The organism is Gordonia sp. 852002-51296_SCH5728562-b, from assembly GCF_001665475.1.
Lineage (GTDB): Bacteria > Actinomycetota > Actinomycetes > Mycobacteriales > Mycobacteriaceae > Gordonia > Gordonia sputi.
Map to the genome: position 1 here is coordinate 61,662 of NZ_LZMI01000126.1, position 16,054 is coordinate 77,715.

12 protein-coding genes are annotated in these 16,054 nt (G+C 65.3%); 6 read left to right on the top strand and 6 right to left on the bottom strand.

Going from position 1 to position 16,054, the window contains the following annotated elements:
- Positions 1 to 8: 8 nt before the first annotated feature.
- Entirely contained in the window at positions 9 to 1,046 is a 1,038-nt protein-coding gene (locus A5766_RS20915) for a phosphotransferase family protein (protein ID WP_005202007.1), read from the top strand.
- A 72-nt stretch (positions 1,047 to 1,118) separates the two neighbouring features.
- On the top strand, positions 1,119 to 1,826 hold the full coding sequence (locus A5766_RS20920) for a TetR/AcrR family transcriptional regulator (protein ID WP_064862240.1): 708 nt from the start codon (positions 1,119 to 1,121) through the stop codon (positions 1,824 to 1,826).
- Positions 1,827 to 1,886: 60 nt separating this feature from the next.
- On the opposite strand, the gene A5766_RS20925 is transcribed toward A5766_RS20920, so the two are convergent.
- Both A5766_RS20925 and A5766_RS20930 read right to left on the bottom strand, forming a co-directional pair.
- Positions 1,887 to 3,419, bottom strand: coding sequence for an AMP-binding protein (locus A5766_RS20925; protein ID WP_005207936.1), 1,533 nt, complete (start codon positions 3,417 to 3,419; stop codon positions 1,887 to 1,889).
- Between the two features lie 73 nt (positions 3,420 to 3,492).
- Entirely contained in the window at positions 3,493 to 4,452 is a 960-nt protein-coding gene (locus A5766_RS20930) for a phosphotriesterase family protein (protein ID WP_005207937.1), read from the bottom strand.
- Between the two features lie 210 nt (positions 4,453 to 4,662).
- Here A5766_RS20930 and A5766_RS20935 point away from each other — a divergent pair, with 210 nt between their 5' ends.
- A complete protein-coding gene (locus A5766_RS20935; RefSeq protein WP_039856631.1) occupies positions 4,663 to 5,619 on the top strand; it encodes a L,D-transpeptidase family protein in 957 nt (318 codons plus the stop codon).
- Between the two features lie 134 nt (positions 5,620 to 5,753).
- Here the strand turns inward: A5766_RS20935 and A5766_RS20940 are convergent, their stop codons facing one another.
- From A5766_RS20940 to A5766_RS20950, 3 genes are all read right to left on the bottom strand, one after another.
- Positions 5,754 to 6,449 carry a PIG-L deacetylase family protein gene (locus A5766_RS20940; RefSeq protein WP_005207939.1) on the bottom strand — a complete coding sequence of 232 codons (696 nt, stop codon included), beginning with the start codon at positions 6,447 to 6,449 and terminating at the stop codon, positions 5,754 to 5,756.
- 3 nt (positions 6,450 to 6,452) lie between these two features.
- Complete coding sequence (locus A5766_RS20945; RefSeq protein ID WP_005207940.1) at positions 6,453 to 7,853, bottom strand: class II fumarate hydratase; 1,401 nt, start codon at positions 7,851 to 7,853, stop codon at positions 6,453 to 6,455.
- Positions 7,854 to 7,940: 87 nt separating this feature from the next.
- Complete coding sequence (locus A5766_RS20950; protein ID WP_005207941.1) at positions 7,941 to 9,629, bottom strand: fumarate hydratase; 1,689 nt, start codon at positions 9,627 to 9,629, stop codon at positions 7,941 to 7,943.
- 188 nt (positions 9,630 to 9,817) lie between these two features.
- Here A5766_RS20950 and A5766_RS20955 point away from each other — a divergent pair, with 188 nt between their 5' ends.
- The 3 genes from A5766_RS20955 to A5766_RS20965 are packed head-to-tail and all read left to right on the top strand — an operon-like array spanning position 9,818 to position 15,002.
- On the top strand, positions 9,818 to 12,058 hold the full coding sequence (locus A5766_RS20955) for a glycerol-3-phosphate 1-O-acyltransferase (RefSeq protein WP_005207942.1): 2,241 nt from the start codon (positions 9,818 to 9,820) through the stop codon (positions 12,056 to 12,058).
- Positions 12,055 to 13,569: an HAD-IB family hydrolase gene (locus tag A5766_RS20960; RefSeq protein ID WP_064906232.1), complete on the top strand. Its 1,515-nt coding sequence runs from the start codon at positions 12,055 to 12,057 to the stop codon at positions 13,567 to 13,569. Before A5766_RS20955 ends, A5766_RS20960 begins: the two co-directional genes overlap by 4 nt.
- Positions 13,566 to 15,002 (top strand): wax ester/triacylglycerol synthase domain-containing protein, encoded by a 1,437-nt coding sequence (locus A5766_RS20965; RefSeq protein ID WP_005207944.1) that lies wholly within the window; start codon positions 13,566 to 13,568, stop codon positions 15,000 to 15,002. The genes A5766_RS20960 and A5766_RS20965 overlap by 4 nt, the downstream gene beginning before the upstream one ends.
- A 9-nt stretch (positions 15,003 to 15,011) precedes the next feature.
- Here A5766_RS20965 and glpX read toward each other — a convergent pair whose 3' ends face one another.
- On the bottom strand, positions 15,012 to 16,007 hold the full coding sequence (gene glpX, locus A5766_RS20970) for a class II fructose-bisphosphatase (RefSeq protein WP_005207945.1): 996 nt from the start codon (positions 16,005 to 16,007) through the stop codon (positions 15,012 to 15,014).
- Between the last annotated feature and the right edge of the window lie 47 nt (positions 16,008 to 16,054).

A 16,054-nucleotide genomic window follows, 5' to 3' on the forward strand; every position in this document is an offset into this window, starting at 1 on the left:
GTGCATCGGTGACTGATCTCGCCATCCCCGACGTCGACACCGATGCTTTGCTCACGTGGTTGTCGGACAACGGTATCGGCCTCGACGGCCAGGTCACGGCGACGAGAATCGGTGGCGGACAGTCGAACCTGACGTATCTGCTCTCCGACGGATCGGGTCGGCGCTATGTCCTGCGCCGACCTCCCGTCGGGCACCTGCTCGCGTCGGCTCACGATGTGGCGCGCGAGGCGCGCATTCTGTCGGCGCTCGCACCGACGGATGTGCCCGTACCCGAGGTGTACGGCGTGTGCACCGACGAAGCGGTGGCTCCGGTGCCGCTCGTCGTCATGGACTTCGTCGACGGCATCTCGTTGGAGAAGAAGGAGAATGCGGAGCTTCTTCCCCTGCCCGCACGCCGCAACGTCGGGACGTCGATGATGGAGACGCTCGCGCACATCCACGCCGTCGATCTCGATGCGACCGGTCTCACCGATCTCGCCAGCCACAAGCCGTACGCGCAACGCCAACTCAAGCGGTGGGCCGCGCAGTGGGAGAACTCGAAGACCCGAGAGATCCCCGAGGTGGATTCGCTGACCCGCAGGCTCGCCGAGAACGTCCCGGAGCAGCACGAGACGTCGCTGGTGCACGGCGACTTCCACATCCGCAACGTGATGGTCGACCCGACGACCGGCGACGTGCAGGCTGCTCTCGACTGGGAGCTGTCGACGCTCGGCGATCCGCTCGCCGACATCGGCAGCACCCTGGCGTACTGGCCCGAGGTGGGGGAGGAGATCCCCGGACGATTCAGCGCAGAGACCATGGAGGGTTTCCCGACCCCGGCCGACGTGGCAGCCGACTACCTCCGGATCACCGGGCGGGACCCGGAAGCGCTCAAGTACTGGCGGACGCTGGGGTTGTGGAAGGTCGCCATCATCATCGAGGGAGTCGTGCGTCGAATTCAGGACGACCCGACCAACCGCGCCGTCGTCGGAGCCCCTACCGCAGAGTTGGTCAACCGCTTCGTGGACAAGGCGAGCGCGATGGCCGACGAGGCAGGATTGGCGTGACCGGATACCGTTGATCGATCGAACTGCCCGGCCGGCAGCGACGTGAGGCCCGAGATTGCCGAGGAGACCCAGATGAGTACCGAAACCGACGACACCGCCGCGCATGACACCGCGCTCGAGGTGCCGTCGGTTTCGGCTGCCCCGAGCGCGGTTCGCAAACCCCTGACCGCTCGCGGAGAGAGAACGCGGGCGGCTCTGGTGTCTGCGGCGCGCACGGTCTTCGAGCGCGACGGATTCGCCGACTCACGGCTCACCGACATCACCACTGAGGCCCAGTGCTCGATCGGGTCGTTCTACACCTACTTCGACAGCAAGGAAGAGATCCTCGACGCCGTGTTGGCCGAGGCGCATCAGGACATGCTGCATCCGGGCTTCCCGCACGTGGAGCCGGGTTCTGACGACGATCCCACCGAGATCCTCGCCGCAGCCAACCGGGCCTATTTCGAGGCGTATCGGCGTAACGCCGGCCTGCGTCTCGTGCTCGAGCAGGTGTCGTCGACGATGGCGGAGTTCCGTGAGAAGCGGCGCCAGCGCAGCCACGTGTTCGTCGAACGCAATGCGCGCCACATCCAGGAATTGCAGGAACGAGGCATCGCCGATCCAGAACTCGATGCGACGGCAGCGGCCGCGGCGTTGTCGGGCATGGTGTCGCGGATGGCCTACCAGGCGTTCATCGTCGGTGGCGAGCCGCATGACGTCGACGCGATGGTCGACACCGCCACCCGCCTGTGGGTCAACGCGATCGGCCTTCGCCGTCCGGGTTCGGCGTCGCGCGCCTGATCACCCGGACGGCACTCTCGCACGGGTCCGCAGCCTCGGATGAGGTTCCCGACCGCAACCTCATCGAGGCTGCCGTATACCAGTACCCGTCGAGCTGAGTTCGCGCAGCGAGTCACGGTCGATCGCGCGCTTGAGGATCTTTCCGGTCGCGCCCTTCGGCAGCGCGTCGACGACGTGGACGATCCGCGGAACCTTGTAGGCGCTGAGTCGTTCTTTCGCCCAGCCGCGTAGCGAATCGGTGTCGAGCACGGCGTCCGGCCGCAACGCGATGACCGCGGCGATCTCCTCGCCATAGTGGGCGTCGGGCACTCCGATGACGGCGACCTCGACGATGTCGGGGTGGGTGTAGAGCACCTCTTCGACTTCTCTCGGGTAGACGTTGTAGCCGCCGCGGATGATGAGATCCTTTGCGCGGTCGATGATCCGGAGGTCACCGTCGGCGTCCATCGCGCCGATGTCGCCCGTGCGCAGCCACCCGTCGACGAGCTCGGATGCGGTGGCCTCGGGGCGGTTCCAATAGCCCGTCATCACCGTCGGTCCTTTGAGGAAGATCTCACCGACCTCGTCGGCGGCGAGTGGTGTGCCGTCGGGATCGCGGATCTCGATGGTGAAGCCCGGCAACGCCGGTCCGACTGTTCCGACCTTCGGTTCGCCGTTGAGGTCGCGGAAGGTCGCGGTGCCCGCGGTCTCGGTGAGGCCGTAGCCTTCGAGGATCGCGCAGCCGAACTTGTCGGCGAACGCACGAATGACCTCACCCGGCATCGACGCTCCGCCCGAGCATGCCAGTCGCAGGTCGACGAAATCGTCTGACGAGTATCCGGACGCGTTCTGCAACATCGCATTCCACATCGTCGGCACGCCACAGGCGATGGTGACATGCTCGTCGCGGATGCGGTTCATGAACTCCACGGGCGCGAAGGGTGACAGCAGCGACAGGCTGCCGCCCCAGGTGAGTGAGTTGTGCATCACGACGACCTGGCCGAAGCAGTGGAACAGGGGAAGTGCTGTGGCCCAACGCTCTTCGTCGCCGAGCCGCAGTGCCGGGCGGAACGCGATCGGCGCAGCGTTGACGTTGGCGATGCTCAACTGGGCGCCCTTGGGCTTTCCGGTGGTTCCGGAGGTGTACAGGATGACCGCGGTGTCGTGCTCGTCGCGCTCGACGTACGAATCGACCGACGGCGCGTCTGCGGCCGGATCATCCTCGAACGGCTTCAGTTCGACGAACGGAAGGCCACGGTTCGTCGCGACCAGATCGGCCGCCGCTGCCGACTCGTGCCATGCGACGATCAACGAGGTCCCGGAATCGTCGACCACGTAGTCGATCTCGTGGGTGGTCGACATCGTGTTGACCGTGATGATGGTTGCGCCGATCGTATGGAGTCCGTAGTAGGCGATGACGAACTCGGGAATCGACGGCGCAACAAGCAGTACGCGGTCACCGGGAGAGACTCCCAAGGCCGCGAAACGCGCTGCGCTGCGGGTGATTCGAGCACGCAGGTCGCCGTAACGCAGGATGCGGTCGCCGCTGCGTACCGCGATGCGGTCGGGGTAGGTGTCGGCACCCTTCCACAGGGCGGCTACGGGGTTGGCCATGAGAATTCCTTATGACAGAAGGGTTGTGGAGCTGCATGCGCCCGGGGCGGTAGTCGCCCCGGGCGCATGGTGGTCACTCGAAGTAGCGGCGCGGGACGTCGACGAGCATGGTGGTGATGTCGGCGTCGCTCACACCCCGTTCACGCAGGGCGGGCAGCACGTCCTCGCTGATGTGGCGGTAGTTCCAGTTCGGGACCGCCTGCTTCTTGGCCTCGGGATCGAACCAGTCGATGAAGCACGACGCATCGTGGGCAAGTCCCATCCGATCGGCGTAACCGCGTTTGGCCAGTTCGACGATGGTGTTGATGCGGTCGTCGAAGGGCAGCAGGACGTCGAGTCCAAAGCGATCCATGCCCAGGATCGATCCCTCGTCGGCAAGCTTCATGAGGTAGTCGAGGTCGGTCGAGTCGCCGGAATGTCCGATGACGACCTTGCTCAGGTCGACGCCCTCCTCGCGCAGAACACGCTGCGCGACAAGGCCCGAGCCGGTGTGCGGGTTGGTGTGCACGGTGATCGGTGCACCGGTCTGAACGTGTGCCTGGCCGACGGCCCGCATCACGCGTTCGACGCCGGGCGTCAGGCCCTGCTCTTCGATGGCGCACTTGAGGAACGAGGCCTGCACGTCGGTGTCGGCGATGCCCTTGGTGAGGTCGCGGACGAAGAGGTTCACCAGCGGCTCGTCGACGTCGAAGAGCAGTCCCGGGCCGGTGTAGTGGAACTGGAAGGGAATGTCGTTGTAGGTGTAGAGGCCCGTCGCCACCACGATGTTCAGGTCGACCTGGTCGGCGATCTTCTTGATCCGGGGGATGTAGCGGCCCAGGCCGAGCACCGTCGGGTCGAAGATGGTGTCGATTCCAAGCCCCTTGAGCTCGCGCAGATCGCGCACGGCGTCGGCGATCTTGCGATCCTCGTCCCAGTCGTCCTGGTAGTTCTCCCGGTACTCCTCGCCGAGGACGAAGATGTGCTCGTGGATGAGAGTCGGGCCCAGGTCGCCCGAGTCCACGGGGCCCGTGACGGTGTTGACAGTGCTCATCTGATGTCCCTTCGAAGTGTGTGAGCAGTCGCCGACGGTGGTCGGTGTGCGCTGCATCACCAAAAGACAATAGATGAGGCTGAGTTCATGTTCAAGTAGCAGTTTTCACTGCTCTGTCATCCGATCAGTGCAGCACCGTGATGCCCCTGAGACTCACGCCCTGATGCCATTTGCCACACTTGAGTGGTGCAGAAGTTACTGGTGAGGCGAATGAGACTGTTGGGACTTGTAGCGATTGCGGTGATGGCTGCAATCGTTGCCGGTGCCGGCCAGGCATTGGCCGCGCCGGGAACCTCGACAACTCCGACATCGCCCGCTCCCACATCACCCACGACACCCCACACGGGAACGCCGACGTTGCCCTCTGTCGGTATCCCGCAGGTCGACGGAATCCTCGACACTCTCGCGGGTAACGGATCGTCGAAGCCGGGTACCACGGCGTCGGACACCGGCCAGATGATCGTGGTCACGGCACCCAAGGCGTCCGACCCCACCGCGACGCTCACCGCGTTCGAGAAGGGTGCGGACAAGTCGTGGAAGCCCGTGTTCGGGCCGACCAAGGCGTTCCTGGGTTCGCTGGGAATGGGGGAGCCCAAGGACAACGTCTATCGCACGCCCGAGGGCACCTTCGCGCTGGACCAGGCGTTCGGTAGGCAGGCCAACCCCGGCACCAAGATGCCGTACTTCCAGGCGACGCGTCAGGACTGGTGGGACTCCAACATGAAGTCCCCGACCTACAACACCCACGTCCGCCAGGCGAACAGCCCCGGCGGTGACAGCGAGAACCTCTACGACGCAGGTCCGGTGTACGACTACGCGGTCAACATCGCACACAACCCGCAGCGCACCCCCGGCAAGGCGTCGGCGATGTTCCTCCACGTCACCAACGGCGAGCCGACGCAGGGCTGCGTTGCCATCGATCGCGACGTGATGCGCAAGATCCTCGCGTGGCTCGACCCCGCCAAGCACCCCAAGATCACCATCGGCGTCAACGCCGCCGCCCCCACGGGCGACGGGCCGTCGACCACCGCGCCGTCGGGAACGACGCCGAAGACGCCTACAACGCCGAGCCTGCCGGGAGTGTCAGACATCCTGGGCGACAAGGGGTTGAGTGACCTCTTGACGCAACTGGTCAACCTCATCCCGACTCTGCTCGGGACCAAATAGCGCACTCGCGGCGGTAGCCGCGCGCTGAATATGTGTTGAATCGAAGGACGTGGGTGCTTCACCACCCACGTCCTTCGATATGACACACATATAGGACGAAGTGAGGGCCAGTGAACCCGAGGGCGACTCGGCCGTCACTCCGAAGTAGCGCGCGTCCTCTTGAGCTCGAAGCACGCCGCGCGACGACCACCGAAGTCGTCGCGCGGCGCGCTCACGAGTTCGATCTGTGCACGCGCCTGGTCGACGACCGGTGTGTCGGGATCGAGCACTCTGAGGTACACCTCATGTGCCGCAAGGGAATTCACTGCGACATCGATCTGCTCGGTGACGTCGACGGCGTGCGTCGGGTGTGGACCGTTCTCGAACAGCCAGCGCGGAGCTTCGTCGCCGAGTGAGTCGTACGCATCGAGAACCGCTGCGGCGAACTCCATGTGATCGCGCTGGTTGGGTTTACCCGGCGCCCACTCCGCTCCGCCGTAGAGCGAGAGCACCACCTGCGGGCCGACCCGTCGGATCGTCTCTGCGATCGCGGCGCGGAGCTCGGGAGTGTTGCGAATGTTGCTGTCCGGAAAGCCCCAGAACTCCACCTCGTCGACGCCGACGATGGCGGCAGACGCGCGTTGTTCGCCTTCTCGAAGCGGACCGGCCTCGGCTGCCGCCATGCCTTCGATGCCGAGCTCACCGCTTGACGCCAGCGCGTACACGACGCGTTTGCCTTCGCTCGTCCACTTCGCGACCGCCGCCGCCATGCCGTACTCCGGATCATCCGGATGCGCCACGAGCGCGAGCGCCGTCTGCCAGTCGGTGGGGAAGGGCGCGAGATCGGTCATGACTCAGCGCTTGTGGTCGAGGTTGGCCATCTTCAACACGTCGAGGCGCTTGTCGAGTTCCTCTTCGCTGAGCTTGTCGGGGACGAGACCACGATCGAGAACGGTCTGCCGGATCGTCTTCTTCTCCTTGAGGGCCTGCTTCGCGACCGCCGCGGCCTCCTCGTAACCGATGGCCGAGTTGAGCGGCGTGACGATCGACGGCGAGCTCTCGGCGAGAGTCCGCAGGCGCTCCTCATCGGCCTTGAGGCCGGAGATGCAGCGGTCGGCGAACAGCCGAGACACGTTGGCGAGGAGCTTCAGCGATTCGAGGACGTTGCGCGCCATCATCGGGATGTAGACGTTCAGCTCGAACGCACCGTTGCCGCCACCCCAGGTCACCGCCGCGTCGTTGCCGATGACCTGCGCCGCGACCTGCGTAACCGCCTCGGGCAGAACGGGATTGACCTTGCCCGGCATGATCGAGCTGCCTGGCTGGAGGTCGGGGAGGTGGATCTCGGCGAGACCGGTGAGCGGACCGGAACCCATCCACCGGACGTCGTTGGCGATCTTGGTCAACGAGACCGCGATGGTCTTGAGCTGACCGGACAGTTCCACGAGTCCGTCGCGGGCGGCCTGCGCCTCGAAGTTGTTCTTGGCCAACGTGATCGCGTCGACGTCGGTGAGCTTGACCAGTTCTTCGACGACCTTGGTGCCGAAGTGGTCGGGGGCGTTGAGACCGGTTCCGACGGCGGTGCCACCGATGGGCACCTCGCCGACCCGCGGCAGCGTCGCGACAAGACGCTCGATGCCTGCTTCGACAGCCCTGGTGTAACCGCTGAACTCCTGGCCGAGCGTGACCGGCACCGCGTCCATCAGGTGGGTGCGGCCGCTCTTGACCACCTCGCGCCACTCCTCGGCCTTGGCGAGCAGTGCCAACCGCAGGTGGTCGAGCGCGGGGATCAGGTCGGTGACGACGGCCTCGGTCGCAGCGACGTGCGTCGCGGTGGGGAAGGTGTCGTTCGACGACTGCGACATGTTGACGTCGTCATTCGGGTGAACCTCGACGCCGTTCGCCTTCGCGATCGACGCGATCACCTCGTTGGCGTTCATGTTCGAGCTGGTGCCCGACCCGGTCTGGAAGACGTCGATGGGGAACTGGTCGTCGTGCTTGCCCTCGGCGATCTCCTTGGCAGCGGCGATGATGGCGTCGGCCTTGGTGGCGTCGAGCAGGCCGAGGTCCTTGTTGACCTGCGCGCAGGCGGCCTTGAGCAGTCCCATCGCACGGATCTGCGTGCGCTCGAGCGGGCGGTGACTGATCGGGAAGTTCTCGACGGCGCGTTGCGTCTGTGCGCGCCACAGTGCGTCGACGGGGACCTTGACCTCGCCCATGGTGTCGTGCTCGATGCGGTACTGCTGCTCGCTCATCTGATGCGTCCTCCGGATGTCTGCGGTGGGTTAGGACTACCTCAATCCACGCTACTCGCCGCGACCTACCGCCCATCCGCGGCCCGGTCAGGACCTGACGCGCACCCCGAGCGGGACCGTCACCGTGCCGGACGGGTCGGTGAAGAAGTCGTTGCCCTTGTCGTCGACGACGATGAAGGCCGGGAAGTTCTCGACCTCGATCTTCCAGACCGCTTCCATCCCGAGCTCCGGGTACTCGATGACCTCCTGGCTCTTGATGCAATCGAGGGCGAGGCGAGCTGCCGGGCCGCCGATCGAACCGAGGTAGAAGCCCCCGTGCGCGTCGCATGCCTGGGTGACCTGCTTGGAGCGATTTCCCTTGGCCAACATGACCATTGATCCGCCTGCGGCCTGGAACTGCTCGACATAGGAGTCCATGCGACCCGCCGTCGTCGGTCCGAACGAACCCGACGCCATGCCCTCGGGAGTCTTGGCCGGACCCGCGTAATAGACGGGGTGATCGCGCAGATACTGCGGCATCGGCTCGCCCGCGTCGAGGCGTTCTTTGATCTTGGCGTGTGCGATATCGCGAGCCACGACGAGGGGCCCGGTCAGCGACAGTCGAGTCTTGACCGGATACTTCGACAGTTCGGCGAGGATCTCCGGCATCGGCCGGTTGAGATCGATCTCGACGACCTGCCCTCCCTCGATGTCCTCGGCGACGCCGGCGTCCGGCATGTACTGCGCCGGATCGGTTTCGAGCTGCTCGAGGAACACGCCCTCGGAGGTGATCTTGCCCAGTGCCTGGCGGTCGGCCGAGCACGAGACCGCGATGGCCACCGGGCACGATGCGCCGTGACGCGGCAGACGCACGACCCGGACGTCGTGGCAGAAGTACTTGCCGCCGAACTGGGCGCCGATGCCGAAGGACTGGGTCAGCTTGAAGACCTCCTCCTCGAGCTCGACGTCCCGGAAGCCATGCGCCGACATCGAGCCCTCCGTGGGGAGCGTGTCGAGGTAGTGCGCCGATGCGTATTTCGCTGTCTTCAAGGCGAATTCGGCCGACGTCCCGCCGATGACGACGGCGAGGTGGTACGGCGGACAGGCGGCGGTACCCAGTGACCGGATCTTCTCGTCGAGGAAGGTCAGCAGGCGGTCGGGGTTGAGGATCGCCTTGGTCTCCTGGAACAGGAACGACTTGTTGGCGCTGCCGCCGCCCTTGGCCATGAAGAGGAACTTGTACTCAGGTCCCTTCGGCCCCTGCTGGGTCGAGTAGATCTCCACCTGCGCAGGCAGATTGGTGCCCGTGTTCTTCTCGTCGTATGTCGTCAAGGGCGCGAGCTGTGAGTAGCGCAGGTTGAGTTTGGTGTACGCGTCGTAGACGCCGCGCGAGATCCACTCGCCGTCGTCGACGCCGGTCAGCACCCCCTCGGACTTCTTGCCCATGACGATCGCTGTGCCGGTGTCCTGGCACATCGGCAGCACGCCGCCCGCGGAGATGTTGACGTTCTTGAGCAGATCGAGCGCGACGAAACGATCGTTGCCCGACGCCTCCGGGTCGTCGATGATCTTGCGCAACTGCCGCAGGTGTGCGGGGCGCAGGTAGTGGCTGATGTCGTGCATCGCCTCCGACGTCAAGCGTTCGAGGGCTTCCGGCGCGACCTTGAGGAAGGTCTGGCCGTCGACGTCGACCGTCGAGACCCCCTCGGTGGTGATCAGGCGATAGGGCGTGTCATCGGCGCCGGAGGGTAGCAATTCGGCATAGCGAAACTCCGGAGCAAGGGCTGGTTTGCTCACGTGCGAATCCTATCGCGGCCGGTCAGCGACCCTCCCGCGTCCCGGTGCCTGATGTGGGCCACGCCACGGGGATTCGTCACAGCCCTAGTCCGATGTGCGTGAGGAACGGAAGGGGTATTAGTGTGTGGTGGGTCACAGTTCACTGAACTGTTGTCGATTCAGTGATGTCAACACGGGAGGGGAACGCATTGGCAGCAATCGTGCTCGCCGAGGTTCGAACGAACTGTGAACGCGAGGCCGTCGCCGAATGGGCGTCGAGCAGACATCCCGACGCCCCGGTGCGCACACTCGACGAAGTCGATCCCGAGACCCTTGACCCGGCAACGACGCTGATTCCCGCCCGGGTTGTCTGGCTTCCCCCGATGCGCAAGGGTGAGCGCCGCGTGTCGATGGCCGACGTTCTGGTGCTGTCCAACCCGCGGCGACCACCCGCGTTTCGTCAGGGAGCGATCAAGAAGCGTGCGCCCGACCGTGTGCGAGTGGTCGCGGGCGAACCGGCGACCGTGGAGGAGTTGCGCCGCAGGCACGAGCAGTCGTCGGCCGAGGGAGAAGACTTCGGACGATTCGTCGAACTGGCGGCCGCACTGTCCGCGGAGCGCGCCGAGCGACAACTGATCGGCGACCGCTACAAGGTGCCGAAACTCGTGGCGCAGCAGATCGGTTCGTCGGCGCGCTTTCAGGCCAATGCCGCCAAGCTCGCCGCCGATCTCGGTCGCCCTGCGGCGGCGGTCATCCAGGATGCGATCGACAAGATGTCGACGTTCGTGGCCACGCAGAGCCCGCTGATGGACGACGTGTTCTCGACGACCTTCGGCAAGCTGTACGAACGTACCTGGACGGTCTCGGCCGACCTCGACACGTTGAGCGAACTGCGCAATCTCAACAAGACCCACGGCTTGGTGTTCCTGCCATCGCACCGGTCGTACGTCGACACGCTGGTTCTCTCCGATGTGCTACGGCGCCATGACTTTCCGCCCAATCTGGTGCTCGGCGGCAACAACCTGGCGCTGTGGCCACTCGCGGCAATTGCCCGACGTGCCGGAGTGATCTTCATTCGCCGCAAGTTCGGCGACGACCCGGTCTACAAGTTCGCGATGCGCGCATACCTGTCGTTCATCGTCGAGAAGCGGTTCAACCTCGAGTGGTACATCGAGGGCGGTCGCAGCCGCACGGGCAAGCTCCGTCCGCCGATGATGGGGCTGCTCGCCTACGTCGTCGACGCCGTCGAGCAACTCGACACCGCGGACGTCATGGTGGTGCCCACCTCGATCGTCTACGACCAGCTTCACGAGATCGCGGCGATCGCCCGCGAATCTGCCGGTGGCACAAAGAAACCCGAAGATGTGACGTGGCTGCTCAAATACGCCAAGGCGCAGCGGTCCTACCTCGGTGAGGCGCGGGTGCGGTTCGGTGAGCCGTTTTCGCTGCGGGAGTCGATCGTCGAGTTGAGCGAGGACGATCCCGCACGCTTGGAGAAGATCGCCTTCAAGGTGATGGACGAGATCAACGCGGCGACACCGATTTCGGCGACCTCGCTTGCGGGTTTCGCGCTGTTGGGGGCGGGTGATCGGGCATACACGGCCAAAGAGATCGAGGACATACTGCGGCCGCTGCTCGCCTACATCGAGCGTCGCGAGCTACCGGGACCCGATCCGGCGATGTGCCGGGGACTAGGGCTGAAATCCACGTTGAAAGAACTGACCGACGCGGGTGTGCTGACCCATTTCGCGGGCGGTGTCGACGACGTGTGGTCGATAGCCGGGGAGAACCACGCGGTGGCCGCGTACTACCGCAATGGTGCGATCCATCATTTCGTCGACCGTGCGATCGTCGAGGTCGCGCTGTTCGCCGCGGACCGTCGAACCATCGACGACGATCGCGAAACACGCCTGGCCGCAGCGCAAGCCGAGGCGCTGCGGATTCGGGATCTGCTGAAGTTCGAGTTCTTCTTCCCGACAAAGCAGGAGTTTCTGCACCGACTCGGCGCCGAGATGGATCTCATCGCGCCCGAGTGGCGAAAGGTCAGGCCAACGCCCGCGTGGTTGCACGACACCTTCGTCGCGATGTCGGGAGAGCTGTTTGCCCGCAGAACCCTTCAGCCCTTCTTCGACGCGCAATTGGTCGTGTCGCGGCGGCTGGTGGAACTGGGCGAGGAGTCCCGCGAGAAGCAGGAGATCATCGCCGATTGCCTCGGGTTGGGTAAGCAGCTTGCGCTGCAGGGCGTCGTGAAGAGCAGGGATTCGGTGTCGACGGAGCTCTACACCGCCGCGTACAAGCTGGCCGAGAATCGGGGATTGATCGATCCCCACGACGGACGCGATCTGGTTGCGGCACGGCAGGAGTGGCTCGACGAGGTCAAGGACATGCGGGATCGTCTTGCGAGAATCGCCGAGATCGAGGCGAAGCAGACCGGAGTGACGGCGGTATGAGCGCACTGGGCGATCGCCTGGCCGAGATCCGCTCTGCACCGCGCGGCAAGCACATCGGCGCGTTCTTCGACTACGACGGGACCCTGATCGAAGGGTTCTCTGCGACAGCACTTTTCGGAGCCCGGATACGAAGTATGGAGTTCGGGATCGGGGAGGTCGCCGACTTCGCGCTGATCGGACTGCGTGGAGTGGAGTCCGAACAGGACTACGCGGAGGTGCTCCAAGCCACCAAGCCGACGTTCGCGGGCAAGACGTACGCGGAGCTTTTGGACTTGGGAGACAGGCTCTTTCGGCAGGAGACGGCCGCCAAACTACGTCCTCAGATGTGGCAGATCCTCAACGCGCACCGCGAGATGGGGCACCGTATCGTGATCGCGTCGTCGGCGACGCGATTCCAGATCGAGCCCATCGCACGCGAAATCGAGGCTGATCACGCCTTGGCCACCGACGTCGAGGTGGTCGACGGCATCGTCACCGGGGAGGTGCTCGGCCGTCCGCTCTGGGGACCGGGTAAAGCGGCGGCGGTGCGCTCCCTGGCGCGCGAGCACAACATGGATCTCGACGCGTCCTTCGCCTACAGCGACGGCAACGAGGACATCCCGTATCTCGAAAGCGTCGGACATCCCGCAGCGGTCTCGCCTCGGAGGACGCTGCGGGCCGAGGCGGAATCCAGAGGGTGGCTGATCCTCGAACTACGCAATCCATCACACAATCGCTTCGGGATGGCTCTGCGTACCGGTGCGATGTACGGATCGTTTCTCGCCGGTGCCGCCGCCGGAATCGCGGGCGGCGTCGTGGCGCGCAGTCGATTCGAGAGCGCCGTCCAGGCGGGCATCGCCAACGGGAACGACGTCGGGCTGGCGTTGGCCGGTGTGCATGTCGACGTCCTCGACGGCGCCGAATACCTGACGTCGGACCGTCCCTGCGTGTTCGCGTTCAACCATCAGTCGAAACTCGACCTCCCCGTCATGATCCACCTGATCCAACGCAACGCGACGGGTGTGGCGAAGAAGGAGATCCAACGGCTTCCGGTGTTCGGTCAGATTCTCGACGCAGCAGGGTTGGTCTTCATCGATCGAGCCGACGCCGGGAAGGCCATCAATCAGCTCGAGCCGGCCGTACGCAAGCTGCGCGACGAGGGCGCCTCGTTGGTCGTGGCGCCGGAGGGCACGCGATCGCCGACGCCGCGGATCGGACGGTTCAAGAAGGGGCCCTTCCACATCGCCATGCAGGCAGGGGTGCCCATCGTTCCGGTCGTGCTGCGCAATGTCGGCGAATTGATGTGGCGTGGTTCGCAACTCGTGGCACCGGGCACGATCGAGGTGCGCGTGTTGCCGCCCGTCGACACATCGGAGTGGCAGGCGGAGACGATCGACGACCACACCGAGGAGGTACGCCAGATGTTCATCACCGCGCTGGCGGAGTGGCCGGAGCCGAACGGAACTGCAGAACACGATGATTCGCAACAGGACGAGAGCCGCAGTGACGACGCAGGGGAGGCTGTCGAATGAGTGAGGACCAACCCCTCGAGTGGGGCACCGAGCAGCACATGAGTCCGGTCGACGCGCTGATGTGGCGCGGCGACACCGACCGTCGACTGCGCGGGACGATCTCGATGATCGAGATCTACGATTGCGAACCCGACTGGGACAGACTGATCGCGGCACACGACTGGGGCAGCCGGATGGCGCCCAGATTCCGTTCGCGCGTTGTTGATTCGCCGCTGCACACCGGCACGCCGAGTTGGGCCGTCGACCCGGAGTTCGATCTCCACTATCACGTTCGACGCATCCGATTGCCCGGCGACGGCTCGATGGGCGAACTGCTGTCGACGTGTGAGCAATTGGCGATGACCGCGCTCGACCCGGCGCGACCGCCGTGGGAGGGCTACCTGATCACCGGCCTCGCCGACGGCAAGACCGCGTACTTCCTCAAGGCGCATCACGCGTTGACCGATGGACTCGGCGCGATTCTCGCTCTTGCGCAACTGCATTCGCCTTCGCGTGAGCCGATCCCGGACAAGCCTCAGCCACCCGCGCCGCCGCCGACCGAACTGTCGGCGTTCGAGGTGCTCGCTCGACAGGTGGGGGAGGAGATTCGACGTACGCCCTACCGTGCGGGCGTGGTGTTGCGCGGAGCGTTGGCGCTGACAGATCCCAAGCAAGCGTTGAGCAAGGTGCTGCGCTACGGGCGGTCGGTGCCGCGCGTTGCCGGCCTCGTGAGTCCGCCCGGTTCGCCGCTGCTCGCCGACCGCAGCCTCTCCTGGCGCTTCCTTGCGTTCGAGGTGCCATTCGTTGAGCTGAAAGCGGTGGCGAAGTCGATGAAGGCGTCGATCAACGACGTCTATCTCGGCGGGCTGATCGGTGGCTTCCGCATCTATCACGAGAAGATGGGTGAGCAGGTCGACGCGATTCCCGTCGCGATCCCGATCTCGGTGCGTCGACCAGAAGATCCCGAGGGTGGTAACCGCATCGCGGTCGGCAGGCTTGCCGGGCCGATGGGCATCGACGACCCGTTCGAGCGTGTGTTGACGATCCGCGAGCAGGTGCGTGCCGCGCGCACGGAGCCCGCCGTCGACATCTTCAACACACTGGGGTCGGTGCTGGCGTGGATGCCGGGTGAGCTTCTCGGTCAGTTCAGTGGCGCGACGAGCATGAATGATCTGCAGGCCAGCAATGTGCCGGGTATCCCGTGGGAGACGTTCGTGGCGGGTGCGAAGGTCGAGCGGTTGTTCCCGTTCGGACCGCTCCCCGGATGCGCGGTGATGGCAACGATGATCACGCACAACGCCACGGCATGCCTCGGGCTCAACTGCGACGCCGCGTCGATCTCCGACCCGGAACTGTTCGCCGAGTGCATCGTAGCCGGGTTCGACGAGGTGCTCGCCGTCGCCGCCCCGACCGGTGAGGACATCGACCGGGTCGGGATGCGGCGCGTCGTATAGGGGCTCTGGCTAGATGTCGAGGCGCGCGTACTCGCGCAGCTTGGTGGTGCGGTGCACGGCCTCGATGCGGCGGATGGTTCCCGACTTCGAGCGCATGACCAGCGAACGGGTGGTCGCGCCGCCACGGCGGTAGGTGACGCCGCGGAGCATGTCGCCGTTGGTGACGCCGGTTGCCGCGAAAAAGCAGTTCTCGCCGCGGACCAGGTCATCGGTGCCCAGCACCCGGTCGAGGTCGTGTCCGGCGTCGATCGCCTTCTGGCGCTCTTCGTCGTTGCGCGGCCACAGCTTGCCCTGGATCTCGCCGCCCATGCACTTCATCGCGACTGCGGTGATGATGCCCTCCGGCGTACCGCCGACACCCATGAGCATGTCCACCGTCGAGTAGTCACCGGCAGCGGCGATCGCGCCCGCGACGTCGCCGTCGGAGATCAAGCGGATCTTGGCGCCTGCCTTGCGGATTTCTCCGATGAGGTCGGCGTGGCGCGGACGGTCGAGGACGACGACGGTCAGATCGCCGACGTCGATGCCCTTGGCCTTGGCGACCGAGTTGATGTTCCACTCGACCGACTCGTCGATGTTGATGGCGCCCTTGGCTTCCGGGCCGACGGCGATCTTGTCCATGTAGAAGACGGCAGACGGGTCGTACATGGTGCCGCGCTCGCTGACCGCGATGACGGCGATCGAGTTGGGGCGACCCTCGGCCATCAGCGTGGTGCCGTCGATGGGGTCGACCGCGACGTCGCAGTCGGGGCCGAATCCGTTGCCGACCTCTTCGCCGTTGAACAGCATCGGGGCCTCGTCCTTTTCGCCCTCACCGATCACGACGACGCCGCGCATGGAGACTGTCGACAGGAGTTCGCGCATCGCGTCGACGGCCGCACCGTCGCCCTTCTTCTTCTCGCCGCGTCCCACCCAGCGTCCTGCGGCGAGTGCCGCGGCCTCGGTGACCCGCACCAGCTCCATGGCAAGGTTGCGGTCGGGTGCCTGGTGGTTTTCGGCTGTCATGTCTGATCGACTCCTTGGCGTTGGCAGTGACGCGGCCGCAGTGGCGT

Coding starts and splice junctions, on each gene's coding strand:
- glpX (WP_005207945.1), bottom strand. CDS start 16,007: ATGACAGCCGAAAACCACCAGGCACCCGACCGCAACCTTGCCATGGAG.
- A5766_RS20935 (WP_039856631.1), top strand. CDS start 4,663: ATGAGACTGTTGGGACTTGTAGCGATTGCGGTGATGGCTGCAATCGTT.
- A5766_RS20960 (WP_064906232.1), top strand. CDS start 12,055: ATGAGCGCACTGGGCGATCGCCTGGCCGAGATCCGCTCTGCACCGCGC.
- A5766_RS20945 (WP_005207940.1), bottom strand. CDS start 7,853: ATGAGCGAGCAGCAGTACCGCATCGAGCACGACACCATGGGCGAGGTC.
- A5766_RS20930 (WP_005207937.1), bottom strand. CDS start 4,452: ATGAGCACTGTCAACACCGTCACGGGCCCCGTGGACTCGGGCGACCTG.
- A5766_RS20940 (WP_005207939.1), bottom strand. CDS start 6,449: ATGACCGATCTCGCGCCCTTCCCCACCGACTGGCAGACGGCGCTCGCG.
- A5766_RS20920 (WP_064862240.1), top strand. CDS start 1,119: ATGAGTACCGAAACCGACGACACCGCCGCGCATGACACCGCGCTCGAG.
- A5766_RS20965 (WP_005207944.1), top strand. CDS start 13,566: ATGAGTGAGGACCAACCCCTCGAGTGGGGCACCGAGCAGCACATGAGT.
- A5766_RS20925 (WP_005207936.1), bottom strand. CDS start 3,419: ATGGCCAACCCCGTAGCCGCCCTGTGGAAGGGTGCCGACACCTACCCC.